The 22,203-nt window shown below is 63.4% G+C and carries 22 protein-coding genes and 1 tRNA gene; 15 read left to right on the forward strand and 8 right to left on the reverse strand.

The window, feature by feature from the left end:
* Positions 1–404 precede the first annotated feature (404 nt).
* Positions 405–1,457 carry a threonine aldolase family protein gene (locus tag L2I41_RS08335; RefSeq protein ID WP_237153076.1) on the forward strand — a complete coding sequence of 351 codons (1,053 nt, stop codon included), beginning with the start codon at positions 405–407 and terminating at the stop codon, positions 1,455–1,457.
* 58 nt (positions 1,458–1,515) lie between these two features.
* On the opposite strand, the gene L2I41_RS08340 is transcribed toward L2I41_RS08335, so the two are convergent.
* A complete protein-coding gene (locus L2I41_RS08340; RefSeq protein ID WP_237153077.1) occupies positions 1,516–1,980 on the reverse strand; it encodes an Hsp20 family protein in 465 nt (154 codons plus the stop codon).
* A 265-nt stretch (positions 1,981–2,245) separates the two neighbouring features.
* On the opposite strand from L2I41_RS08340, the gene L2I41_RS08345 reads away from it, so the two are divergent.
* Positions 2,246–3,193 (forward strand): alpha/beta fold hydrolase, encoded by a 948-nt coding sequence (locus L2I41_RS08345; protein ID WP_237153078.1) that lies wholly within the window; start codon positions 2,246–2,248, stop codon positions 3,191–3,193.
* A 12-nt stretch (positions 3,194–3,205) separates the two neighbouring features.
* On the opposite strand, the gene L2I41_RS08350 is transcribed toward L2I41_RS08345, so the two are convergent.
* From L2I41_RS08350 to L2I41_RS08360, 3 genes are all read right to left on the reverse strand, one after another.
* Positions 3,206–3,826: an MOSC domain-containing protein gene (locus L2I41_RS08350; protein ID WP_237153079.1), complete on the reverse strand. Its 621-nt coding sequence runs from the start codon at positions 3,824–3,826 to the stop codon at positions 3,206–3,208.
* 8 nt (positions 3,827–3,834) lie between these two features.
* Complete coding sequence (gene hisN / locus L2I41_RS08355) at positions 3,835–4,617, reverse strand: histidinol-phosphatase (protein WP_237153080.1); 783 nt, start codon at positions 4,615–4,617, stop codon at positions 3,835–3,837.
* Between the two features lie 383 nt (positions 4,618–5,000).
* Positions 5,001–5,888, reverse strand: coding sequence for an N-formylglutamate amidohydrolase (locus L2I41_RS08360; protein ID WP_390634043.1), 888 nt, complete (start codon positions 5,886–5,888; stop codon positions 5,001–5,003).
* A 308-nt stretch (positions 5,889–6,196) separates the two neighbouring features.
* Here L2I41_RS08360 and cpdR point away from each other — a divergent pair, with 308 nt between their 5' ends.
* From cpdR to L2I41_RS08405, 9 genes are all read left to right on the forward strand, one after another.
* Complete coding sequence (gene cpdR, locus L2I41_RS08365; RefSeq protein ID WP_237153082.1) at positions 6,197–6,559, forward strand: cell cycle two-component system response regulator CpdR; 363 nt, start codon at positions 6,197–6,199, stop codon at positions 6,557–6,559.
* Positions 6,560–6,715: 156 nt separating this feature from the next.
* A tRNA-Val gene (locus tag L2I41_RS08370) sits at positions 6,716–6,790 on the forward strand.
* A gap of 139 nt (positions 6,791–6,929) precedes the next feature.
* Positions 6,930–7,865: a bifunctional Delta(1)-pyrroline-2-carboxylate/Delta(1)-piperideine-2-carboxylate reductase gene (gene lhpI / locus L2I41_RS08375; RefSeq protein ID WP_237153083.1), complete on the forward strand. Its 936-nt coding sequence runs from the start codon at positions 6,930–6,932 to the stop codon at positions 7,863–7,865.
* A gap of 28 nt (positions 7,866–7,893) precedes the next feature.
* The gene (locus tag L2I41_RS08380; protein WP_237153084.1) at positions 7,894–8,811 is read left to right on the forward strand and encodes a LysR family transcriptional regulator; all 918 of its coding nucleotides are present in this window, start codon (positions 7,894–7,896) and stop codon (positions 8,809–8,811) included.
* 308 nt (positions 8,812–9,119) lie between these two features.
* Positions 9,120–9,593, forward strand: a complete 474-nt coding sequence (locus tag L2I41_RS08385) for a formate dehydrogenase subunit gamma (protein WP_237153085.1) — start codon at positions 9,120–9,122, stop codon at positions 9,591–9,593.
* Entirely contained in the window at positions 9,590–11,143 is a 1,554-nt protein-coding gene (locus tag L2I41_RS08390; protein WP_237153086.1) for an NADH-ubiquinone oxidoreductase-F iron-sulfur binding region domain-containing protein, read from the forward strand. Before L2I41_RS08385 ends, L2I41_RS08390 begins: the two co-directional genes overlap by 4 nt.
* An 11-nt stretch (positions 11,144–11,154) precedes the next feature.
* On the forward strand, positions 11,155–14,025 hold the full coding sequence (gene fdhF, locus L2I41_RS08395) for a formate dehydrogenase subunit alpha (protein WP_237153087.1): 2,871 nt from the start codon (positions 11,155–11,157) through the stop codon (positions 14,023–14,025).
* Positions 14,026–14,029: 4 nt separating this feature from the next.
* Positions 14,030–14,839 (forward strand): formate dehydrogenase accessory sulfurtransferase FdhD, encoded by an 810-nt coding sequence (gene fdhD / locus L2I41_RS08400; RefSeq protein ID WP_237153088.1) that lies wholly within the window; start codon positions 14,030–14,032, stop codon positions 14,837–14,839.
* A 2-nt stretch (positions 14,840–14,841) separates the two neighbouring features.
* Positions 14,842–15,042, forward strand: a complete 201-nt coding sequence (locus L2I41_RS08405; RefSeq protein ID WP_237153089.1) for a formate dehydrogenase subunit delta — start codon at positions 14,842–14,844, stop codon at positions 15,040–15,042.
* Here L2I41_RS08405 and L2I41_RS08410 read toward each other — a convergent pair.
* A complete protein-coding gene (locus L2I41_RS08410; RefSeq protein ID WP_237153090.1) occupies positions 15,039–15,866 on the reverse strand; it encodes an endonuclease/exonuclease/phosphatase family protein in 828 nt (275 codons plus the stop codon). The genes L2I41_RS08405 and L2I41_RS08410 overlap by 4 nt on opposite strands.
* Positions 15,867–16,300: 434 nt before the next feature.
* On the opposite strand from L2I41_RS08410, the gene ykgO reads away from it, so the two are divergent.
* The 3 genes from ykgO (at position 16,301) to L2I41_RS08425 (ending at position 18,148) form a co-directional block, all read left to right on the forward strand.
* Positions 16,301–16,426, forward strand: coding sequence for a type B 50S ribosomal protein L36 (gene ykgO / locus L2I41_RS08415; RefSeq protein ID WP_099557521.1), 126 nt, complete (start codon positions 16,301–16,303; stop codon positions 16,424–16,426).
* A gap of 202 nt (positions 16,427–16,628) precedes the next feature.
* Positions 16,629–17,135, forward strand: coding sequence for a tetratricopeptide repeat protein (locus tag L2I41_RS08420; RefSeq protein WP_237153091.1), 507 nt, complete (start codon positions 16,629–16,631; stop codon positions 17,133–17,135).
* A gap of 20 nt (positions 17,136–17,155) precedes the next feature.
* Positions 17,156–18,148 (forward strand): alpha/beta fold hydrolase, encoded by a 993-nt coding sequence (locus L2I41_RS08425; RefSeq protein ID WP_237153092.1) that lies wholly within the window; start codon positions 17,156–17,158, stop codon positions 18,146–18,148.
* Between the two features lie 53 nt (positions 18,149–18,201).
* Here the strand turns inward: L2I41_RS08425 and pyk are convergent, their stop codons facing one another.
* From pyk to L2I41_RS08440, 3 genes are all read right to left on the reverse strand, one after another.
* The gene (gene pyk, locus L2I41_RS08430) at positions 18,202–19,638 is read right to left on the reverse strand and encodes a pyruvate kinase (RefSeq protein ID WP_237153093.1); all 1,437 of its coding nucleotides are present in this window, start codon (positions 19,636–19,638) and stop codon (positions 18,202–18,204) included.
* Positions 19,635–20,132: a DUF1036 domain-containing protein gene (locus tag L2I41_RS08435; protein WP_237153094.1), complete on the reverse strand. Its 498-nt coding sequence runs from the start codon at positions 20,130–20,132 to the stop codon at positions 19,635–19,637. Before L2I41_RS08435 ends, pyk begins: the two co-directional genes overlap by 4 nt.
* A 155-nt stretch (positions 20,133–20,287) precedes the next feature.
* A complete protein-coding gene (locus L2I41_RS08440) occupies positions 20,288–21,181 on the reverse strand; it encodes a DMT family transporter (RefSeq protein ID WP_237153095.1) in 894 nt (297 codons plus the stop codon).
* Between the two features lie 103 nt (positions 21,182–21,284).
* On the opposite strand from L2I41_RS08440, the gene L2I41_RS08445 reads away from it, so the two are divergent.
* Entirely contained in the window at positions 21,285–22,121 is an 837-nt protein-coding gene (locus tag L2I41_RS08445; RefSeq protein WP_313791132.1) for an N-formylglutamate amidohydrolase, read from the forward strand.
* Positions 22,122–22,203 lie beyond the last annotated feature (82 nt).

The following is a 22,203-nucleotide window of genomic DNA, read 5'->3' on the forward strand; positions in this document are numbered from 1 at the left end:
CGGCAGGCCGTCCCCATCCGCCGCAGAGTTGAGCAGATCGACGTGACATGCCGATCAAATACGCGCGCAACCCGTTAGCACGACAAGGCCGGTCTTGCTCGCTCCAATCCACGCCTCGGCGGCGGAAACTGGGGATAGCGGATCGGCTCAAGCGCCAATCTATCGATCAGCCGCATGTGCGATGCGTAATTCGCATAACCTTGTGGTCACGTCAACCATCCTGCCCCAATTTTTTACCAATTCTCCAGAGGCAGGCGCCATGTCCCCGCTGCATGGGTGATCAGCGAACAATCGGGCTGAAATTCCGGCCTTTGGGGCGTACCCTTTCCCAAGAGTAGTTCCAGTGTTTCGGCCTTCTCCGGACGCGAGCGGTGCCTCGATCGAGAATTGAAGATCATCCCATCATGTTTTTCGCTTCAGACAACTGGGCCGGCGCATCGTCGGCCGTGGCCAACAAGCTCACAGAAGCCGCCGTTGGCTTCGTTCCTGCCTATGGCGTCGACGATCACTCGCGCGTTGTGACGGACTGGTTCTCGGAAGTCTTCGAGCACGAGGTGGCTGTCTTCTTCGTGCCGACGGGGACGGCGGCCAACTCGCTGTCGCTGAGTTCGGTGATGAAGCCGGGCGGTATCGTGCTCTGCCATGGGACCAGCCATATCGCGGTCGACGAGGCTGGTGCACCTGAGTTCCTGAGCGGTGGACGCCTCGTCACCATTTCAGGCGAACGCGGCAAGATCACCCCTGATGCGCTCGAGGCGGCGATCCGCCGCTATCTGCCGGCTGCCGTCCACCATGGGCGCCCGGTGGCCGTCAGCCTGACACAGGCGACGGAGTGGGGGACGGTCTATACGGTGGCCGAAATTCAGGCCCTCACGCAGATTGCTCATGCCCATGGGCTCAAGGTGCACATGGATGGCGCCCGCTTTGCCAATGCGCTGGCCTATCTCAATGTGCAGGCCGCGGACATCACCTGGAAGGCCGGTGTCGACGTACTTTCCTTTGGTGCCACCAAGAATGGCTGCTGGTGTGCCGAGGCGGTCGTGTTCTTCAATCACAAGAAAGCCGAGGATTTCGGCTATCTGCGCAAGCGTTCCGGCCATCTTCTGTCCAAGAGCCGTTTCGTTGCCGCGCAGTTCGAAGCCTATTTCGATCACGGCCACTGGCTCGACAATGCCTTCCACGCCAATGCCATGGCGCAGCGGCTGCATGCGGGCATCAACATGAACCAGCATGCGCGCAGCCTGTGGGATCCGGAGGCCAACGAGGTCTTCGCCGTTTGGTCCAAGGGCACGACAGCGCGCCTCAAGGCAGCTGGCGCCGAGTTCTACGAATGGCCGGCGGATGGGCTCGATCCGGCTCTGGCACCAAAGGAAGGTGAGGATCTCGTCCGCCTCGTCACCAGTTTTGCGACCGCCGTGCACGAGGTCGATCATTTCCTGCGCGCCTTGCGCAAATGACAAGAGCGCCGCAGGGTCTCTGCGGCGCTCCATATCTACTTGCGTTGTGAGACGAGGATCAGTTGATCGTCGTCTCGATCTGCGGCGTCACCTCGCCGGTGCCGATGGGAATGGACCGGCTGCGCTTGTTCTCGGGGATCTCGCGCACGAGGTCGAGGTGCAACAGGCCGTGCTTCAGCGAAGCGCCCCGAACCTCCACATGGTCGGCCAGATGGAAGCGGCGCTCGAAGGCGCGGGCGGCGATGCCGCGATAGAGATATTGCGGTTGAGCCTCTTCGGCCACCGGCTTCTTCTCGCCCTTCACGGTCAACGTGTTCTCGCGGGCCTCGATCGAAAGATCTTCTTCCGAGAAGCCGGCCACGGCGACGGTGATGCGATAGGTGTCCTCGCCGGTCCGCTCGATGTTGTAGGGCGGATAGGACTGTGCAGTCGCGTCGCCCGACGGCAACTGGTCGAGCAGCGAGAACAGACGGTCAAAGCCGACGGTGGAGCGATAGAAGGGGCTGAAATCGAAGTTACGCATTGTGTCCTCCATGGAGCGACAGGATTGGCGCCGTCGCACGGCCCCCGCATTCGGCGAGCCTGTTGATCGGCGGCGAACCTCATGATGAGCGTTCGCAGACATTGATTTAGGTGGGCTTTCCCGCTTTTCAAGTCCCGCCTTGCATCGTGGTCGCGGCTCTCGTAACATCATGAAATCTATCGGCAAACGGCGGTGTCATCGTTAGCCTTCCGCTGTGTTGCGCCATTTTCTTGCCGCCTCTTCACGCCATCCTGATCGGAGCGCCATGGATCTTCTCGATCTTCCCGACAATCCCATTCCCGAAGGGGCGGTGGTTACCGAGCTCAAGACGATCGATGACGTCCGGCTCAGGGCTGCGCGCTGGCGCCATCGGTCCGGCGATGCACTGGGAACGGTCTGCATCTTCCCCGGAAGGGCCGAGCAGATCGAGAAATATTTCCACGTGGTCGAAAAGCTGCTGGCCCGCGGCTTTGCCGTTGCCGTGCTCGATTGGCGCGGGCAGGGGGGATCGCAGCGACTGACCCGCGATCCCCGCAAGGGGCACGCCACCTCGTTCAACGACTTTCGGCGCGATATCGAGGTGTTTCGCAAGAGCTTCGTCCTGCCCGATTGTCCGGCGCCCTATTTCGGTCTCGCCCATTCCATGGGCGGGTTGATCGTGCTTGGTGCGGCGCCCGGGCTGTCGTCCTGGCTGTCGCGTCTCGTACTCACCTCGCCGCTTCTGGGCTTTCCGAGCTGGAGCCCGCCGCACGGAAGGGTCCGACTTTTTGCACGCAGCCTCTGCGCTCTCGGACTCGGGCGGATGGATGCCCCCGGACAAGTGGCGCGCATGCGCCGTATGGCGGAGTTCGAGGGTAATCCCCTGACCTCCGATACGGTGCGCCATGCCGTGATGAAGGCGATCACTAAGGCCCGGCCGGACCTGTCCATTGGTCCGCCCACCGTGCAGTGGGTGAAGCAGGCGGCTCTCGCCATCGATCGGGTCAATGCGGAGAGCTTTCCGGGCGCTGTCCGGGTGCCGGTGATGCTGGTCAATGCGGGGGCGGATGGCGTCGTTTCACCGGTGGCGGTCGAGACCATGGCGCGACGCCTGCGCAATCCGGCCTATGTGCTCATTCCCGGCGCACGCCATGAGATCCTGATGGAGCGGGACGTTTACCAGACGCAGTTCTGGGCTGCCTTCGATGCTTTCGTTCCGGGCACGGCCGTCTGAGGCCCGTGCCGGTCAGTTGTCCCGGGAGAGATGGGCTCGCAGCCGCTCGGCAATGGGGACGGCCAGATAGCGCCCGACCCGCTCTCTGTCCGGGCGCTTGAGGTAGACAGCCATCAGTTCGGGCATCGCGATGCGTTCGCCCTGGTGCGGGTGGTATGTCACCTCTGATTCAAGGATCAGCTTGCCCGGTTGCAGTACCCGGAAATAGACGCCCGGGCGGGCGGCGGCGGTGTAGTGCTTGACGAAGGTCGGATCGCCCATAAGGGCGGCGAATGTGGAGCAGGGAATGCGCGGCGCAGTCGCTTCCAGGACCACGTCACCGATCACCAGGCGGTCGCCGGCCGCGATGTCGCGGTTGCCGATGCCGGAGATGCGCAGGTTTTCCCCGAAGGCACCTGCGGGCAGCGGCAAGTCCAGCTCGTCCTGCCACCAGGCGATGTCATCCTCGCATTCGAGATAGACGGCCTGATCGGGGCCGCCGTGATAGCGGCGGTTGACGATGCGGTCGCCTTCCAGGCCGAGCGGTCCCAGGATGGCCGTTGTGCCCACCGGCGCCTTGCAGATGCCGGTCGAGCCGTCGGCGCGGCCTGCGGGAACCCGACCGTCGGCAATGCAGAGCGCGGTGAGCCTCATGGTGATCCTCAGCTGTTCAGGATCTTCAGGACCTGCTCATGCAGGCGCGGATCGCCGGAGGCGACGACACGACCACCGTCACCGGCATCGCCGCCGGTCCAGCTGGTCATCACGCCACCGGCGCCCTCGATCACGGGAATGAGGGCGGTGACGTCGAAGGCCTTGAGCCCGGCTTCGATCACCAGGTCCACCTGGCCGGCGGCCACCATGCAATAGGCATAGCAATCGCAGCCATAGCGAGCCAGACGCACCTGGCGCTCCACCGCGTCATAGCGCGGGCGCTCCTCGGCGGTGAAGATGGTCGGTGTGGTGGTGAAGAGCGTTGCGGCCGAAAGGCTTTCACAGCGCCGCGTCTTCAGCGGACGGTTGCCGCCGGGGCCGAAGTAATGCGCCTCATTGCCGTCGCCGAAGAAGCGCTCGGTGGTGAAGGGCTGGGCCATCATGCCCATGGCGGCCTTGCCATTGTGGCGCAGGCCGATCAGCGTGCCCCAGACCGGCAGGCCGGAGATGAAGGCGCGGGTGCCGTCGATCGGATCGAGCACCCAGACGTGCTCGGCGTCCAGCGCCTCATCGCCAAGTTCCTCGCCGAGAATGCCGTGGGTCGGATAGGTGCTGTTGATCAGGGCGCGCATGGCCACTTCGGCGCCCCGGTCAGCGACCGTCACCGGATCGAAGGCGGCGGCGTCCTTGTTCTCGACCGCCAGGGAGCTCCGGAAGTGCGGCAGGATCACCTCGGATGCCGCGTCGGCCAGCTGGTCAAAAAACGACTTGGATATAGGTAGAAATTGCATGGCAGCCATGCCTTTGTGATGTTAGGTCGAGGGAGTGCGCGAGATGCCCTCATACGGGCGCGAGGGGCAGGTTATTGATTATACTTAATTATTCGGAAACTCGCTTACGTTGTTCTACGCGGGGTAGTCGCAAATTCAATAGCCGCTTTTCCATCCAAACCTCAAGCCTGCGCAAAACTAGCTATGCCGGGGATTGACGATGAAGCGGTGCGTCGCCATCCTATCGCAGTGCAACACAGCTTCTGTGTTGCCCGCCCTCCTTGGGCGTTTCCTCCCTAAGACTTGGGCCGCCGCACCGCGACGGCCCCTTTTCTTTTTAGGGCCCCCGCTTTCAGGGCAACCTTCTATTGAGGTTGGTGACGGTTTGCCAGAGCCGGCGTGTATTATTCGGCGGCAAAGCGATCGATGCCCGTCGCCAGGACCTGTCGCGGGATCGCAAAGAGGCGATTGGCGAAGAGGGACAGATCCTTGCGCAGATGGTCGAAGCCTTCGGACAGTTCCAGCGTCTTCTCGTTCATGTAGAGACTGCGGTTCACCTCGATCTGCAGGGCGTGCAGCCCCTTTGCAGGGCGGCCGTAATGCTCGGTGATGAAGCCGCCGGCATAGGGCTTGTTGACCGACACACGATAGCCGAGGCCAGCGAGGAGGTTGGCGGCGTGATCGACCAGCGCGCTTGCGGCCGAGGTGCCGTGGCGGTCGCCCAGAACGAAGTCCGAACGATAGCGCAGCTCCTGCCCGCGGAAGGTCGAGGGCATGGAATGGCAGTCGACCAGCACCGCGCAGCCGAATTTCACATGGGTCTGGGCGACAAGGCGGCGCAGCGTTGCGTGATAGGGCTTGTAGAGAGTCTCGATGCGGTCGAGCGCTTCTTCGACCGGCCAGGGCGCGCTGTAGATCTCCTCGGCATCGGTGACGACGCGCGGGATGGTTCCGAGGCCTCCGGCCACGCGGGCCGAGCGGATGTTGGCATGGGGCGGCAGGCGGCCGACGAACATCTTGGGGTCGAGTTCGTAGGGCTCGCGGTTGACGTCCACATAGACGCGCGGGAAGTGCGCCTTGAGCAGCGGTGCGCCGGCGTCGGTGACGTGATCGAACAACTTGTCCACATGGGCGTCTTCCGACAGGCGCACCCGGTTGCGATCGAGGCGGATGGCGTCGAGGAAGGCTTGCGGATAGCTGCAGCCCGAGTGCGGCGAGTTGAAGACGAAGGGAAGGGTCTGCTCGTCCGGCGTCAGGATTTCGAACGTTGATTCCGAAAGAAAATCCGAAATGACCCGCATGAGAAACCGCTTTCAGGAGGTCGCCCGCGTTCGATGCAGGGTGACCCCGGTTTCCGGCATCCTTGCCTGTCGGCTTGCCGTCTTATGATTCTCTGATGGTGCCCTTTTTGTAACGTTCTGTCCATGGCCATCAACCGTGCCCGGAAAGCCGGTTTGAACGGCCGCTGGAAACGATATAAGGTGGCCTTGATTGTCCGCCGCACGGCTTGCTTACGTGAAATTTACCCAAACGGGTCTCAATGGCGGACAGATGAGTTTTGTGGCGACCTCCGCCCACACCAGACCGACCGGAAGAACAAATGAACCGTATCCTGCTCGCCGAAGACGATAACGACATGCGCCGTTTCCTCGCCAAGGCGCTCGCCAACGCCGGTTATGACGTCGTGTCCTTCGACAACGGCAAGAGCGCCTACGATCGTCTGCGCGAGGAGCCCTTCACGCTGCTGCTCACCGATATCGTCATGCCCGAGATGGACGGCATCGAACTGGCGCGCCGGGCCACCGAACTCGATCCGGATCTCAAGATCATGTTCATCACCGGCTTTGCCGCCGTGGCGCTCAATCCCGACAGCCAGGCGCCGAAGGATGCCAAGGTGCTTTCCAAGCCCTTCCATCTCAAGGATCTGGTCCGGGAAGTGGAAAAAATGCTGGCTGCGGCCTGATTTTTCGCGCGGGGGTCGGCTTTTCCAGTGAATTCCGCCAAGAAAACAACATCTTGGCCTTGAATGGAGAAAAGACGGCTTGCCCCCTTGCGTGCTTGGGCAAAGGGCGCTATATCCCCCGCCACGCCGCCGAAAGACGGCCCCGCAAATGGAAACGGGCGTGTAGCTCAGCGGGAGAGCACTACGTTGACATCGTAGGGGTCACAGGTTCGATCCCTGTCACGCCCACCATTTTCCAAACGGCCCTGCGCAAGCGGGGCCTTTTGCTTTTTGGGGTCGCGCGTGTCGCTTTTCTTCGCCGCAAGGCGACTTGCCCTCGGCGGGGCTTGCTGTAGGGTGCCGCCAGATTTCCCGCTCCGGATGCACCTTGATGAAGATTTTCTCTGCCGAAGACACCGCTGCCGCGCTTCCCTATGACCGTCTGATCGAAGGCATCCGCGTGGCCTTTGCCGAAGGCTTTCAGGCGCCGCTGCGCCATCATCACACCATGCCGCGGACGGAGGAAGCCGATGCGGTGCTGCTGCTGATGCCCTCCTGGGCCGGCAACGGCACCTATGGCGGGGTCAAGATCGTCAACGTCACGCCCGGCAATGCGGCGCGCGGCCTCGACGCGGTGACGTCGAGCTACATCCTGTTCGACGAGGTCACGGGCCGGCACCTGGCACTGCTCGACGGCGGCACGCTCACCTCGCGACGGACGGCGGCGGCCTCGGCACTGGCGGCTTCCTATCTCGCGCGCGAGGATGCCCGCAGCCTGTTGGTGGTCGGTGCCGGTCGCGTCGGCGCCGAGATCCCGGCAGCCTATAAGGCCATCCGCCCGATCGAGCGGGTGACCGTCTGGAACCCCACCGAGCGGCGCGGTGCCGCCCTGGTCGCAAGCCTTCAGGCCGAGGGCTGGGATGCCCGCTTCGAGCCGGATCTGCCCAAGGCGATCGCGCAGGCCGACATCATTTCCTGCGCCACCCTGTCGAAGGCTCCTCTGGTGACGGGTGACCTCCTGCGCCCCGGCCAGCATCTCGATCTCATCGGTTCCTTCACGCCGGAGATGCGCGAGGCCGATGACGCAGCCATGCAGAAGGGCCGCGTGTTCATCGACACCGAGGCGGCCGCGGTCGAGTCGGGCGACATCCGTCTGCCGCTTGCCTCCGGTGCGCTGGATCGCGCCAGCCTTGCCACGCTGTATGATCTCTGCGGCAACAAGACCCAAGGACGCCGCTCGGCAGAGGAGATAACCATATTCAAGGGCGTCGGTGTCGCCATCGAGGATCTCGCCGCCGCCATCGTCGCCGTGCGCTCAGCCGGCTGACGGCGCGAACTCTTGCCGGACAGGCGCGATGCTCGAAAAGCTTGAACTGCTTCTCTATCTGGCCAAGGAACGACATTTCGGGCGCGCGGCGGAAGCGGCCGGGATCACGCAGCCGACCCTCTCGTCGGCGGTCAAGAGCCTCGAGGACCAGCTCGGCGTGCTGATCGTGGTGCGTGGCGCCCGCTTCCAGGGGTTCACGCCAGAGGGCGAACGCATTCTCGATTGGGCGCGTCGGCTGGTGTCGGACGCACGCACCATGCGCCAGGAGGTGCAGGCGCTCCGCCAGGGACTGACGGGCGTCGCCCGTATCGCCGTGGTGCCGACCGCCTTGCCCTTCGTCGTAGAGCTGACCGGCCCGATATCGCAGGCCCATGCCGAGGTGCGTTTTCAAGTCATGTCCATGACCTCGGACCAGATCGCCAAGGGGCTCGACAATCTGGAAGTGGAAGTCGGCATCACCTATTTGAACGAGGTGTCGCAGGCCCGCTATGCCACGGTGCCGCTCTATCAGGAGCGCTATGCGCTGTTGGTGGCACCCGAATCGCCGCTCGCCGGCCGCAGTTCGATTTCCTGGGCCGAGGCCGCACGGCAGCCGCTCTGCCTGCTCACGCCCGACATGCAGCACCGGCGTCTTGTCGAACGACATCTGCGCGAGGCCGGCGCCGACGTGGCGCCCCGCATTGAAAGCAACTCGCTGATCGTGCTGCACACTCATGTGCGCAGCGGCCAGTTCGCCTCGATCATCCCCGCCCGCTTTGCCCAGAGCATGGACGAGCGTGGCTTGATGAAGGCCATCCCGATCACCGAACCGGCGGTGTCCTATTCCATCGGTCTCGTCGCCAGTCCGCGCGAGCCGCATCCCCCTATCGTGACCGCGCTGATCGAGCAGGCCCGCAAACTGTCGCAGCGCGACGGCTGGTTCGACCTGCCAAATGACCCGCGCTGAAGGTTTTGCAGAGAGGACGCGGGCTGCGACTCTTCGCGCAGGGCAGTGTGAACGGCAGCTTTCCGGCCTTTGCGCCATTCTGATAGAAACTTTCTATCGATAGACGAAACCCCCGTATTGATTGATTTGCTGGATTTCCGCACTTTCCGAGGAAATACGCAGTCCGCCCGATGGGTGGATTTCGTAAATCTGGCCGGAATGGCGTGAATGACGCGTCATTTCCAGTGAACCGCCGCGCGGTGGGGGATCGGGTGCGAGGTCTCAGGATCGATCGCTGCACGACCCGCGCGGAAGCGGGAGGGTAGAAGGTGTCGCGTCACGAGCCGTTCTCGGTTGCTCGCACAGAGGAACTGGTCGCCCAGCATCTCCATCTGGAAGGACCGCTCCTTCCAATCCTGCATGCCGTGCAGGAAGTGTTCGGCTTTGTGCCGGAAGCCGCCGTTCCGGTGGTCGCTTCGGGCCTCAATGTCAGCCGGGCCGACGTGCATGGCGTCGTCACCTTCTATGAAGACTTCCACCAGAAGCCGGATGGCGAGCATGTGGTGAAGATCTGCCGGGCTGAGGCCTGCCAGTCCATGGGGGGTGAGGAGCTTGCCGCCCATGCGGAGCGCTGCCTCGGCGTCTCCTTCGGGCAGACGTCTGCCGATGGCCAGGTGACGCTTGAGAAAGTCTTCTGCCTCGGCCTCTGCGCCACCGCGCCGGCGGCTATGGTCAATGGCGATTTGCGCGGTCGGCTCAGCCGCGCCGGCGTTGAGGCCATTGCCCGGGAGGTCGGCCGATGAGCGTGCGTCTCTATCTTCCGCGCGATGCCGCCGCCTTGGCCTGCGGTGCCGACAAGGTCGCCAAGGCCCTGGCCGCGGCGGCACCCGGCGTGCCGCTCATCCGCAACGGCTCGCGTGGCATGCTGTGGCTGGAGCCTCTGCTCGAAGTGGAATACCACGGCGTGCGCTATGGCTTCGGGCCGGTGAGCGCCGCCGATGTCGCCGGGCTGGTGAGCGCCGGCATTCTTGAAGATCCCGCCGAGGTCAGCCATCCGCTCGCCATCGGTATCGTGGCGCAGCATCCCTTCATGGCCGCCCAGCAGCGACTGACCTTTGCCCGATGCGGTGTCATCGATCCCCTGTCGCTCGACGACTATATCGAGCATGGCGGCTACAAGGGCCTTGAGCGCGCCATGAAGCTGGCGCCGGCCGATATCGTTGCCGAGGTCACCAAGTCGGGTCTGCGCGGTCGTGGTGGTGCGGGTTTCCCCACCGGCATCAAGTGGAAGACGGTGCTCGACGCCGAGGCGTCGCAGAAATACATCGTCTGCAACGCCGATGAGGGCGACAGCGGCACCTTCGCCGATCGCATGATCATCGAGGGCGATCCCTTCCAGCTGATCGAGGGCATGACCATCGCCGGCATCGCCGTGGGCGCGACGCGCGGCTATGTCTACATCCGCTCGGAATATCCCCATGCCATCGCGACCCTGACCGAGGCGATCCACAAGGCGCGTCGTCTGGGCTTCCTTGGCCCCAAGGTTTACGGCAGTGCCCATGCCTTCGAGCTGGAAGTGCGGGCCGGGGCCGGTGCCTATGTCTGCGGCGAGGAAACCGCGCTTCTCGAATCCATCGAGGGCAAGCGTGGCGTGGTGCGCGCCAAGCCGCCACTGCCGGCGCACAAGGGCCTGTTCGGCAAGCCGACCATCATCAACAACGTACTGTCTTTGACCGCCGTGCCGCATATCATGGCCGCCGGTGCGGAGTATTACGCCAACTATGGCATGGGCCGGTCGCGCGGCACCATGCCGATCCAGATCGCCGGCAACGTCAAGCATGGTGGCCTGTTCGAGGTGGCCTTCGGCATCACGCTGGGCGAACTTGTCGAGAAGATCGGCGGCGGCACGGCCTCGGGTCGACCGGTCCGGGCGGTGCAGATCGGCGGGCCGCTCGGCGCCTATTTCCCGCCCGCCCTGTTCGACACGCCCTTCGACTATGAGGCCTTCACCGCCAAGGGCGGGCTGATCGGCCATGGTGGCATTGTCGTGTTCGACGATACGGTGGATATGGCCAAGATGGCCCGCTTTGCCTTCGATTTCTGCTCCATCGAGAGCTGCGGCAAGTGCACGCCCTGCCGCATCGGCTCGACACGCGGCAAGGAAACCATCGACCGAATCGTCGCCGGCATCGACGTCGAAGCCAATATCGCGCTGGTCGAGGATCTGTCCCAGACCATGAAGCTCGGTTCGCTCTGTGCGCTCGGCGGTTTCACGCCCTATCCCGTCCTGAGCGCGCTCACCCATTTTCCCGAGGACTTTCGCCGCACGGCTCCTGCCGTGGCGGCTGAATGAGAGGTCCGGCCATGTCACTCGTTCCCGAAACCGATTTCGGCACCAAGGCGGTCCACTCGGACAAGACCGTCACCGTCACCATCGACGGCCAGCGCATTGCTGTGCCCGAGGGCACGTCGATCATGCGGGCCGCCATGGAACTCGGCACCAAGATCCCCAAGCTCTGCGCCACCGACACGCTGGATGCCTTCGGCTCCTGCCGTCTCTGCCTCGTGGAGATCGAGGGACGCGCCGGCACGCCGGCGTCCTGCACCACGCCTTGCGCACCCAACATGGTGGTGCACACCCAGACGCCACGCCTCAAGCAGCTGCGCAATGGCGTCATGGAACTCTACATCTCCGACCATCCGCTCGACTGCCTGACTTGCGCGGCCAATGGCGATTGCGAGCTGCAGGAGATGGCGGGTGCCGTGGGCTTGCGCGAGGTGCGCTATGGCCAAGACGGTGCCAACCATGTGTCGGCCCGCACTGGCGGCTGCGACAATCACCACTACAAGGCCAAGGACACTTCCAACCCCTATTTCACCTATGACCCGGCCAAGTGCATCGTCTGCAATCGCTGCGTCCGCGCCTGCCAGGAAGTGCAGGGCACTTTCGCGCTGACGATCTCCGGTCGCGGCTTTGAAAGCCGCGTCAGCCCCGGCATGGACGAGCCCTTCATGGAGAGCGAGTGCGTGTCCTGCGGTGCCTGCGTGCAGGCCTGCCCGACCGCGACGCTCACCGAAAAGAAGGTGATCGAGATCGGCCAACCCGAGCATTCGGTGGTCACCACCTGTGCCTATTGCGGTGTTGGCTGTACCTTCAAGGCGGAGATGCGCGGCCAGGAGCTGGTGCGCATGGTGCCCTGGAAGGACGGCAAGGCCAATCGCGGGCATTCCTGCGTCAAGGGGCGCTTTGCCTGGGGCTATTCCACGCATCGCGACCGTATTCTCAAGCCAATGATCCGTGAGAAGATCACCGATCCCTGGCGGGAAGTGTCCTGGGACGAGGCGCTGCTGCGCGTTGCCAACGAGTTCCGCCGCATCCAGGGCCAATATGGCAAGAAGGCTGTCGGCGGCATCACCTCTTCACGCTGCACCAATGAGGAAGTCTGGCTGGTTCAGAAGCTGATCCGCGCCGGCTTCGGCACCAACAACGTCGACACCTGCGCCCGCGTCTGCCATTCGCCGACCGGCTATGGCCTTGCGACCGCCTATGGCACCTCCGCCGGCACACAGGATTTCGATTCGATCGATCAGGCGGATGTCATCGTCATCATCGGCGCCAATCCCACTGACGGTCATCCGGTGGTCGGCAGCAAGCTCAAGCGTCGCATCCGCGAGGGCGCGCGGCTGATCGTCATCGATCCGCGCCGCATCGACATCGTCGAGACGCCGCATGTGAAGGCCGACTATCATCTGGCCCTGCAGCCGGGGACCAACGTGGCCATTCTCACCTCGATGGCGCATGTGATCGTCACCGAGGGGCTGGCCAACGAGGCTTTCATCGCCGAGCGCTGCGACATCGAAGAGTATCGCGAATGGGCCGCCTTCGTGAGTGACATGCGTTACTCACCTGAGACAATCTCGCCGCTCACAGGGGTGCCAGCGCGACTTATCCGTGACGCTGCGCGCCTGTATGCAACAGGGGGAAATGCCGCGATCTACTACGGCCTCGGCGTCACCGAGCATAGCCAGGGCTCGACCACGGTTATGGCGATTGCCAATCTCGCCATGGCCACCGGCAACATCGGCCGGCCGGGTGTCGGCGTTAACCCCTTGCGCGGACAGAACAATGTGCAGGGCTCCTGCGACATGGGCTCCTTCCCGCACGAGCTGCCGGGCTATCGCCACATCTCCAATGACGCCGTGCGCAAGAGTTTCGAGGATGCCTGGGCCACCACGCTCGATTCCGAGCCGGGCTTGCGTATTCCCAACATGCTGGACGCTGCCGTCGAAGGTTCCTTCAAGGCGATCTACATTCAGGGCGAAGACATTCTGCAGTCCGATCCCGATCAGACGCATGTAGCCGCCGGTCTTGCGGCCATGGAATGTGTCGTCGTCCAGGATCTGTTCTTGAATGAGACGGCCAATTACGCGCATGTCTTCCTGCCGGGCTCCACCTTCCTCGAGAAGGACGGCACCTTCACCAATGCCGAACGCCGCATCCAGCGGGTTCGCAAGGTGATGGAGCCCAAGAACGGCAAGGCCGACTGGGAGGTGACCCAGGCGCTCGCCAGGACTTTCGGTCTCGATTGGAATTACGCGCATCCCTCTGAAATCATGGAGGAAGTCGCCGCACTGACCCCATCGTTCGCCGGCGTGACCTACGAGAAGCTGGACGCCGTCGGTTCGGTCCAGTGGCCCTGCAACGAGGAGCATCCGGAGGGGTCTCCCATCATGCACGTGGACCGCTTCGTCCGCGGCAAGGGCCACTTTGTACTTACCGAATACATTCCGACCGAAGAAAGAACCGGTCCGCGCTTCCCGCTGCTCCTCACCACGGGCCGGATTCTGAGCCAGTACAACGTCGGCGCCCAGACGCGAAGGACGGAAAATGTCCTTTGGCATCAAGAGGATATGCTGGAGATCCATCCCCATGATGCCGAGCAGCGCGGGGTCAAGGATGGCGATTGGGTGAAGATCCAGAGCCGCGCCGGCGAGATCGCGCTGCGCGCCGAGATCACCGACCGCGTCGCCCCCGGCGTCGTCTACACCACCTTCCACCACCCGCTGACCCGGGCCAATGTGGTGACGACCGACTTCTCCGACTGGGCGACCAACTGTCCGGAATACAAGGTCACCGCCGTGCAGGTGTCTCCCTCCAATGGTCCGCTGCAGAACCAGCTGGAATATGAAGCCTTTTCAAGGGAGTCGCGCCGCATCGCCCCGGCGGCGGAGTGAGATCATGCCAAGCCCGTTGCACCATCCGCTGCTGATCAAACCGGGGACGGCGCCGTCGTCAAAGGCACGCCGCCTCCCCGAAGAGATGGCCGTCGCGATGGTGCACAACGGTTCGACGACAGCTGTTCTCATGGCAAGTCCTTGCGATCTTGAGGATCTTGCCATCGGCTTTGCCATCACCGAAGGCCTCATTGAGGCGGTTTCGGAAGTGCGCGACGTCGAGATTGTCGAGGGCTTCCATGGCATTGAGGCGCGGCTCTGGCTGCCGGACGAGCGTGCCGCCGCCTTGTCGGCACGCCGTCGCGCCATGGTCGGCCCCACCGGCTGCGGTCTTTGCGGTGTCGAGAGCCTTGAAGCGGCTGTCCGGCTTCCCCGTGCCATCACCCGCGATCTGTCCGTTGGCGCCGACGCCATCCGCACGGCACTTCAGGCCGTGCGGCCGCTCCAGAGGCTCGGTTCGGAGACCCAGGCGACCCACGCAGCCGCTTTTGCCTCCGTCTCCGGTGAAGTACTGTTGGTACGCGAAGACGTTGGCCGGCATAACGCACTCGACAAGCTTGTTGGTGCTGTTCTCCGGCAAGGCCTTGATCCGAAGAATGGATTTGTTCTGGTGACCAGCCGTGTCTCGGTCGAGATGGTGCAGAAGGCCGCCGCTCTCGGCTCCGCGGTGCTGGTTGCCGTTTCGGCCCCCACCGATCTTGCCATCCGCGTTGCACACACGGCCGGGCTCACGGTCATCGCCGTGGCACGCCAGGATTCCTTTGAGATTTTCACCCACGCCGACCGCATTGTATATGCCGAGGAGCCCGTCTGATCATGTCCTCTTCCAAGCTCGTGACCATGGCCAACCAGATAGCCCTGGCTTTTCAGGCGCAGGGCGAAGAGCGCGCCTTGCCGCAGATCCGCGCGCATGTGGAGAAGTTCTGGGATCCGCGCATGCGTGAGGGGCTTCGCGTCCATCTCAGCCAGGGTGGCGATGGACTGGATCCGCTGGCGCTGAGAGCGCTTGCGGACTAACTGCTTGACGACGCAGCGAGATCAATCACCGCCTTGACCGGCAGGTGGTCCGACGCGAGCCGGGCCAAGGGGCTCTCATGCACCTCGAAATGCTGGATCAACCCGTTCGGTGAGCCGAAGATGCGGTCGAGCGGGAAAATCGGGCGGCGTGACGGGAAGCTCGGATGGTGCCGGTCGGCCGGACCGAAGAAGGGTTGAAGGCGATCAAGCGGCGAGTCATTTCGCCGTGGGCGCCATTCGTTGAAGTCCCCCACCAGCAAGGTCGGCATGGCGGGGCCGCTGCTGGCGGCGACCCGAAGGGCTTGCAGCTGCTGGCGTCTCCAATGGGACAACAGGCCGAGATGGGCGGCGATGATCCGCAGCGACTGCCCATTGATGTCGAACTCGGCGAGAACGGCGCCCCTTGGCTCAGCATGGGGCAGGGCAATGCGTTCGACGCGTCGCAAGAGGCCGCGCCGGGCAAAGAGGGCGTTGCCGTGCCAGCCATGGCTGGTCGGTCGAACGGCCAGCGGCACCAGTTGCAGTCCCGTTTCCCGTTCGAGCTGGCCGAGGTTCAGGCGTCCGTCGCGGGAGCCGAAGCGGCGGTCGGCTTCCTGCAGGGCGACGAAATCGGCGTCCAGCTCGGCAATGACCGCCGCCGTGCGGGCGGGATCATAGACGCCGTCGGTGCCGATGCACTTGTGAATGTTGTAGCTGGCGACGCGAAAGTGGCGCTGTCCGTCGCAGACGAGCGTCTGCTCCTGTGCGGCAACCTTGGTGCTGCGCAGCCCAATCTTCTGCACACGACTGATGAGCGTCTGGATGCGAGCGGTCTTGCTGGACATTTGTTGCTGGTGGCGTGATCCTGTCGCCGATGGTTCTAGCGCATGGCGCGGCAAAGCGGAATCGATCGTTTCGCGCACTTGTCATGCGTGAACCTGGGCACGCGGCATTTTGTCGTTGACTTGATGTCGGCGATGCTCCTTTCCGATGCCGGCAGTCCGGTGCTGGGCCGGTCCACGCCGGAGATGGAGCGTCCTCGGCGATCATGAATGTTGGCCAGCAAAGAAGAAAATCCCGGCTTCTTTCTGCGATTCTGGGTAACAGCACAATTGACATCCGCTGGCTCGATACGTATGGTCCCGCCGACTTCGGCAGGCTCCTTTCGGGGAACCGCTGATCGGGATTGTGACGTCTGGCGACCGAGACATGCCGGCGGCGCGCATGAGATGCGCGGCTACCGCCGGTTTTGTTTTCCAGGCCGGCAAGGATGGACCAAATGAAGATCAAGAATTCGCTTCGGGCTCTCATGGGCCGTGACCGCAACAATCGCATGGTCCGTCGCAAGGGCCGCATCTACATCATCAACAAGAAGAACCCGCGCTACAAGGCCCGTCAGGGCTGAGGCCGGTTGGGGCATTGTCCCCGCACGTTCCTATCTGGATATTTGATGCCCGGGAGTTTATCTTCCGGGCATGCGTGTTTTATTGACCTCATTCGGGCTCCTGTTTCTGATCTCGGCTGGCGCGAGTTTCGCGGCTGAAAACCAGGTGAATGCCCAATCTCCTTCCGTTCTGCCGCCGCCAAAGAGTGATGGTCGGCTTGGGTTGACCTCGTTGGTCCCGAGCGATCCGCGGGCCGAGATCGCGCGTTTGTTTGATGCACTGGCCAAGGCCTCCGACAGCAACGAAAGCGCCTCCATCGAGCGGCAGATCAGAACGCTCTGGCAATCGCAGGGCGGCGCCACGGAAGCTCTTTACCTATCCTGGTCGACGGCTGCGGCAGAGCAGCAGGACTATCCGCGTGCCCTGGATTTTCTCGATCAGGCCATCGTCCTCAATCCTGCCTCCGCAGAAGCCTATTTCCGTCGGTCGACAGTCCATTACCTGATGGGCGACAGTTCGCTCGCGTTCGGCGACATTGAAACGGCTCTCAAGCTTGAACCGCGCGACTTTGCGGCCATGTGGGCGCTGGCCGCCATGCTCATTGACCTCGAACAGCATGAGAGAGCGCTTGAGGTCCTGCGGCGACTGCAGGGCATTGATCCGCATTTCACCGGTCTGGATGCGGCCATCGAAAGTGTCGTCAACGGTGCGCATGGGCGGGATATCTGAACGGGTCACGTTCGGTCTGGATGGGCTTGTCGACGATCATGCTGGTGCCGATTCTCGAAGTTGTTGCTGGACTTGGGCTTCTTCTGTTGGCGATCCAGCATTTGGGCTCGTCCTACCTCAATCGTCGATTCCCCCCGGTCGGCGCCTTCGTGGACGTGGGTGGGCGACGGCTGCACGTACTTGAAGAGGGTGGCGAAGGCCTGCCGATTGTGTTCGTTCACGGGGCCAGCAGCAACCTGCTGGAAGCCCATCACCGGTTCTCCGGTCGGTTTGGCCGCCGTCGCGTCATCTATTTCGATCGTCCTGGCCATGGCCATAGCGACCGGGGCGATGAGCCCATGTCGGCGCCGAGCGCTCAGGCCGGTGTCCTGGCCGGACTTCTCGACAGGCTGGAAGTGCCGCAGGCCATTCTGGTTGGTCACAGCTGGGGAGGGGCGGTGATCGCCGCCTTTGCGCTCGCCTATCCGGAGCGGACCGCCGGCTTGCTGTTCGTTGCGCCGGCAACGCATCCCTGGCCGGGAGGCGTGGACCTTTACTATCGCCTTTCGGGCCATCGGATCTGGGGGCGGCTATTCGTCAGTCTTTTTGCCATGCCACTGGGATGGCTGGTGTTCCGCTCCGGCGTGCGGAGCGTGTTCGCGCCTGATGCCCTGCCGGTCGACTATCTGGACAAGAGCGCCGCCCGCCTGTTGCTGCGGGCGAACAACTTCCTCGCCAATGCGCGCGACGTCCTGCATCTCAACGAAAACCTTCGACGCCAGTCGCCGGGCTACGCGCGGATCGACGCGCCGACAATCGTTTTGACAGGCGATCGTGACAGCGTCGTCTGGCCGTCCATTCATTCCGAAGGGCTGAGGGCCAGCATAGCGGGCGCTGAACTCATCACCCTGCCGGGCTGCGGGCACATGCCGCATCAGGTCTACCCGGAGATGATCGTCGAACTGGTCGCGCGGATCGATCGCGCCGCGGGGGCGATGAGAGACGCGAGTGCCAGTCTCGATGCCGCCAAATGAGACAGGGCCCGAATCGTGAGATTCGGGCCCTCTTGTCGAACGGGTCGCGTTGATCAGATGCCGGAAATGCCGTCCGGGCCGATCGTGGCGATGCGGATCAGATTGGTGCCGCCGGGGGTGCCGAAGGGCACGCCGGCGGTGATCAGGATGCGGTCGCCGGCCTTGGCAAAGCCTTCTTCGGCGGAAATGCGGGCCGAACGCTGCACGAGATCCGCGAGGTTGCGGGCGTCGTCGCTGACCACCGAATGGATGCCCCAGGCCAGAGCCAGACGGCGCGCCATGGACCGGTTCGGCGACAGGGCGATGATCGGCGTGGTCGGACGTTCGCGCGAAGCGCGCAGGCCGGTGGCGCCGGATGCGGTGAAGCAGACGATGGCCGACAGGTTCAGCGTCTGGGCAATCTGACGGGCGCTGGCCGAAATGGCGTCGGCGGTCGTCGGATTGGGCTCGGCGCGCTGGCCGGTGATGATCGCCTGATAGTGCTCGGAGTTTTCCACTTCCTCGGCGACGCGGTTCATGGTGATGACCGCTTCGACCGGATAGGCGCCCGAAGCCGATTCGGCCGAGAGCATGACGGCATCGGCGCCTTCGAACACGGCCGTGGCAACGTCGGAGACTTCGGCGCGGGTCGGCACCGGCGACTGGATCATGGATTCCAGCATCTGGGTGGCGACAACGACCGGCTTGCCGTGGCGGCGCGCCATGCGGGTGATGTGCTTCTGGATGCCGGGAACCTGCTCGAGCGGCATTTCGACGCCGAGGTCGCCACGGGCCACCATGATGGCGTCCGACAGGGCAATGATCTCGTCGAAGCGGGCAACGGCCTGCGGCTTTTCGATCTTCGACATGACGGCGCACTTGCCGTCAACGATCTCGTGGACTTCCTGCAGATCTTCGGGACGCTGCACGAAGGACAGGGCGATCCAGTCGACGTCGGCGTCGAGGGCGGCCTGAAGGTCGGCGCGGTCCTTGTCGGTCAGCGCGCCGGTCGACAGGATGGTGTCGGGCAGGCTGACGCCCTTGCGGTCGGAGATCTTGCCGCCGACTTCAACTTCAGTCACGGCGACGTTGCGATCGTTGGAGATGACGCGCAGGCGAAGCTTGCCGTCGTCGATCAGCAGGCGGTGGCCGGGCTCAAGCGCATCCATGATCTCCGGATGCGGCAGAGTGACACCGTTGATGTCACCGTCGATCTTGGCGCGATGCAGGCTGAACTTGGCGCCGATTTCCAGGAAGGGAGCGCCGCCAGGAAAGGTGCTGACGCGAAGCTTGGGGCCCTGAAGGTCGGCAAGGATGCCGATCGGGCGGCCACATTCATGCTCGACGGCGCGAATGGTGGTAACCAACTGGCGCAGCTTGTCGTGGTTGGTGTGGCTCATGTTGATGCGGAACACGTCCGCGCCAGCGCGGTGCAGGCGCTTGATCGTGTCCTGATCCGAGGACGACGGACCCAACGTGGCGAGAATCTTGACCTTGCGATTGCGTCTCATTTGACCCCGGTTCCTTTTTGCGTCGGCTGATAGAGGTGAACTGTCCAGCTTCTCTGCTCAGCCGTATCTATCTCGAAAAAGCCTGTTCGTTCGTACCCGCGCGCCACGCAGTTCTCGACCCCGCTGATCGTGAACATCTTGCGCCGCGTGCACATGAATGCCTTGCCGCCCCATTCGCCGCCGTGCTGCGAGTCAACGGCATAGATGTAATAATACCGTGAACCCAGAGCGCCAGACAGCAACGTGCCGCACTTTGCTCCACCGATATTCCACCAGCCCTCGGATCGCCAGCCGTCCTTGGCCTTGTAGCCGATGGCGACCGAGATGGTTGCGTCCGTCTTGTTGCAGAGCCGCAGGTCGGCAAGGGCCGGACCGGCGAGCAACGCGAGTGCGACCGTGGCAAGAGCACCCGCCAGCGCAACGCGCTTGACGCGGCCCTGGCGCTGTCCCGCGCTCCCGGCACTTTCTGCGAATGATCCCAAGTTGATACTCATCGGAGAACGTCCGCCTTATCGCGTGAGCTACGGTAATCTGTCAATGTCATATTACGCATAGCGCGAGTCCTGCCTAAGCCTTGGTATGCTTATTTCTCATATCTGCCTGCGGCTAAGCCGGTTTGTTGTTTCTGCGTGTTTCTCATTGAGCCACCTTATCCACGTGGCCGCGCAGAATAGATTCCGTAGAGAATGAGCAGTCCGCCCACTGCCTGGCCGGCGCCAATGCGCTCGTCAAAGACAAGCCAAGCGATGAACGCGGCTGCGAGGGCTTCCATGAAGATCACAAGAGACGAAAATGCGGCGGAAAGGTGCCCGAGGGCGAATGCGAGCAACCCTTGCCCACCGGAATGGCTGATCCAGGCCAGTGCGATCAGGGTCTCGAGGCCGATGAGCGTTGCCGGCATGACCCGTGGCTCAAGCGCGAGGGCGACCAGAAGCAGGAAGCCTGCCGTGATCACCGTGCTGCCAAAGGTCACCGCGCCGGAAGAGAGGTCGCGCCGCGCAACGCGCACGGCGAGGAAATAGCAGCCAAAGCCGAAGCTGGTGCCGATGCCGTAGAGGTCGCCGAGGAAGCGATCGGGTTCCAGAGTGTAGGACTGTCCCACCAGCAGCGCGCCGCCGGCAATGCAGGTAATGATGCCGAGCACAACCGTGCGCGGAATCTTCTCGCCGATGAAGGCGCGCGAGCCCAAGAGAACCCAGATCGGCGCCATGCAGGCGAGGAAGGTTGCGTTGGCGATGGTGGTGTTCTTGATGGCCAGGTGCCAGAAGAACAGGTCAATGGTGAAGAACACGCCGGCAAGCCAGACCGCTTTTGACCGGAAGGCCGCTCGCATCTGCACGATGCCGCCGTCAAACAGAGCCCACACCGCCAGCAAGGGAATGGCCAGGCCGACGCGCCAGAAGGCGCTGGCGAAGGGGCCGACGTCGGCGAGCCGGACGAAGACAGGCGAAACGCCCATGGCCAATGCCCCGGCAACGAGCGCAGCGAGCGCGGCTATTGTCTGCGGGGAACGGGCGTCGGGCATCGAATTGGAAAGGCTCATGCTCCAGGTGGCTCTGTTCTTTCGTCAACCGGCCGTGCCGGCGTCCTGCATTTCGTGTGAGGCTGGAAATCTGCCTTGAACAAGGCGGCTTTCTGCAACTGGATTGTTTCGATATCAGGAATTATGCTTTTTCGCCATGAGTTGTGATTTGTCTCTCCACGATCCATTTGAAGTCATTGTCGGAAGTGCGCAGGCGCGCCTGCTTCTGCTCGGCGATCATGCCTCCAACCGGGTTCCGGCACCCTACGGCGACCTCGGGCTGGCGCCGGGGCAGATCGAGCGGCATATCGGCTATGACATAGGTGTCGCCTGGCTGCTTCATCGTTTGGCGGAGCTCGCGTCGGCTCCAGCCTTGATGACCACTTTCACGCGCCTGCTGATCGATCCAAATCGGGGCGAGGACGATCCGACGCTGGTGATGCGGCTATCCGATGGCGCGATTGTGCCCGGCAATGCCGCGGTCGACGCAGAAGAGCGTCGCCGGCGGATCGAGGGGTTTCATCGGCCCTATCATCAGGCGATCGACCACAAGCTCGAGGAGATGCTGGGCAACAGGATCGTTCCCGCGATCGTCTCGCTCCATTCCTTCACGCCGTCCTGGAAGGGTGTCGCGCGCCCATGGGAGGTGGCGGTGCTGTGGGACAGTGATCCGCGCCTGCCACTGCCGTTCATGGCGGCGCTGCGGGCAGAGGGCTGGACCGTCGGCGACAATCAGCCCTATGACGGTGCCCTGCGCAACGATACCATGTTTCATCACGCAACCCGGCGTGGGCTCGCGCATATTCTGATCGAAGTGCGGCAGGATCTCATTGCGACCAGGGAGGGGGCGGAAGCTTGGGCAGGGCGCCTTTGGGCGACGCTCGCCCCGTTGCTCGAGCGACCGGAGATGGGCGAGATCCGCCACTTTCCGTCACGTTGCGGCGCTTATGAACCGCTGTGAAGTTCGAATCGGGTTGACGGACGGGGCCTGTTGGGGATTGATGCCCGCCCAATGTCGGTCCTTGGCCGACTTCAAGAGGCAT

The organism is Oryzibacter oryziterrae (assembly GCF_021864535.1).
Taxonomy (GTDB): domain Bacteria; phylum Pseudomonadota; class Alphaproteobacteria; order Rhizobiales; family Pleomorphomonadaceae; genus Pleomorphomonas; species Pleomorphomonas oryziterrae.

Bases quoted from the DNA above. Each gene is read 5' to 3' on its own strand.
- cpdR (WP_237153082.1), top strand. From the start codon at position 6,197: ATGAACCGTATCCTGCTCGCCGAAGACGATAACGACATGCGCCGTTTC.
- L2I41_RS08335 (WP_237153076.1), top strand. From the start codon at position 405: ATGTTTTTCGCTTCAGACAACTGGGCCGGCGCATCGTCGGCCGTGGCC.
- pyk (WP_237153093.1), bottom strand. From the start codon at position 19,638: ATGAGACGCAATCGCAAGGTCAAGATTCTCGCCACGTTGGGTCCGTCG.
- L2I41_RS08440 (WP_237153095.1), bottom strand. From the start codon at position 21,181: ATGAGCCTTTCCAATTCGATGCCCGACGCCCGTTCCCCGCAGACAATA.
- L2I41_RS08435 (WP_237153094.1), bottom strand. From the start codon at position 20,132: ATGAGTATCAACTTGGGATCATTCGCAGAAAGTGCCGGGAGCGCGGGA.
- L2I41_RS08345 (WP_237153078.1), top strand. From the start codon at position 2,246: ATGGATCTTCTCGATCTTCCCGACAATCCCATTCCCGAAGGGGCGGTG.
- L2I41_RS08405 (WP_237153089.1), top strand. From the start codon at position 14,842: ATGTCCTCTTCCAAGCTCGTGACCATGGCCAACCAGATAGCCCTGGCT.
- lhpI (WP_237153083.1), top strand. From the start codon at position 6,930: ATGAAGATTTTCTCTGCCGAAGACACCGCTGCCGCGCTTCCCTATGAC.
- L2I41_RS08380 (WP_237153084.1), top strand. From the start codon at position 7,894: ATGCTCGAAAAGCTTGAACTGCTTCTCTATCTGGCCAAGGAACGACAT.
- ykgO (WP_099557521.1), top strand. From the start codon at position 16,301: ATGAAGATCAAGAATTCGCTTCGGGCTCTCATGGGCCGTGACCGCAAC.
- fdhD (WP_237153088.1), top strand. From the start codon at position 14,030: ATGCCAAGCCCGTTGCACCATCCGCTGCTGATCAAACCGGGGACGGCG.
- L2I41_RS08390 (WP_237153086.1), top strand. From the start codon at position 9,590: ATGAGCGTGCGTCTCTATCTTCCGCGCGATGCCGCCGCCTTGGCCTGC.
- hisN (WP_237153080.1), bottom strand. From the start codon at position 4,617: ATGCAATTTCTACCTATATCCAAGTCGTTTTTTGACCAGCTGGCCGAC.
- L2I41_RS08340 (WP_237153077.1), bottom strand. From the start codon at position 1,980: ATGCGTAACTTCGATTTCAGCCCCTTCTATCGCTCCACCGTCGGCTTT.
- L2I41_RS08410 (WP_237153090.1), bottom strand. From the start codon at position 15,866: ATGTCCAGCAAGACCGCTCGCATCCAGACGCTCATCAGTCGTGTGCAG.
- L2I41_RS08350 (WP_237153079.1), bottom strand. From the start codon at position 3,826: ATGAGGCTCACCGCGCTCTGCATTGCCGACGGTCGGGTTCCCGCAGGC.
- fdhF (WP_237153087.1), top strand. From the start codon at position 11,155: ATGTCACTCGTTCCCGAAACCGATTTCGGCACCAAGGCGGTCCACTCG.
- L2I41_RS08425 (WP_237153092.1), top strand. From the start codon at position 17,156: ATGGGCTTGTCGACGATCATGCTGGTGCCGATTCTCGAAGTTGTTGCT.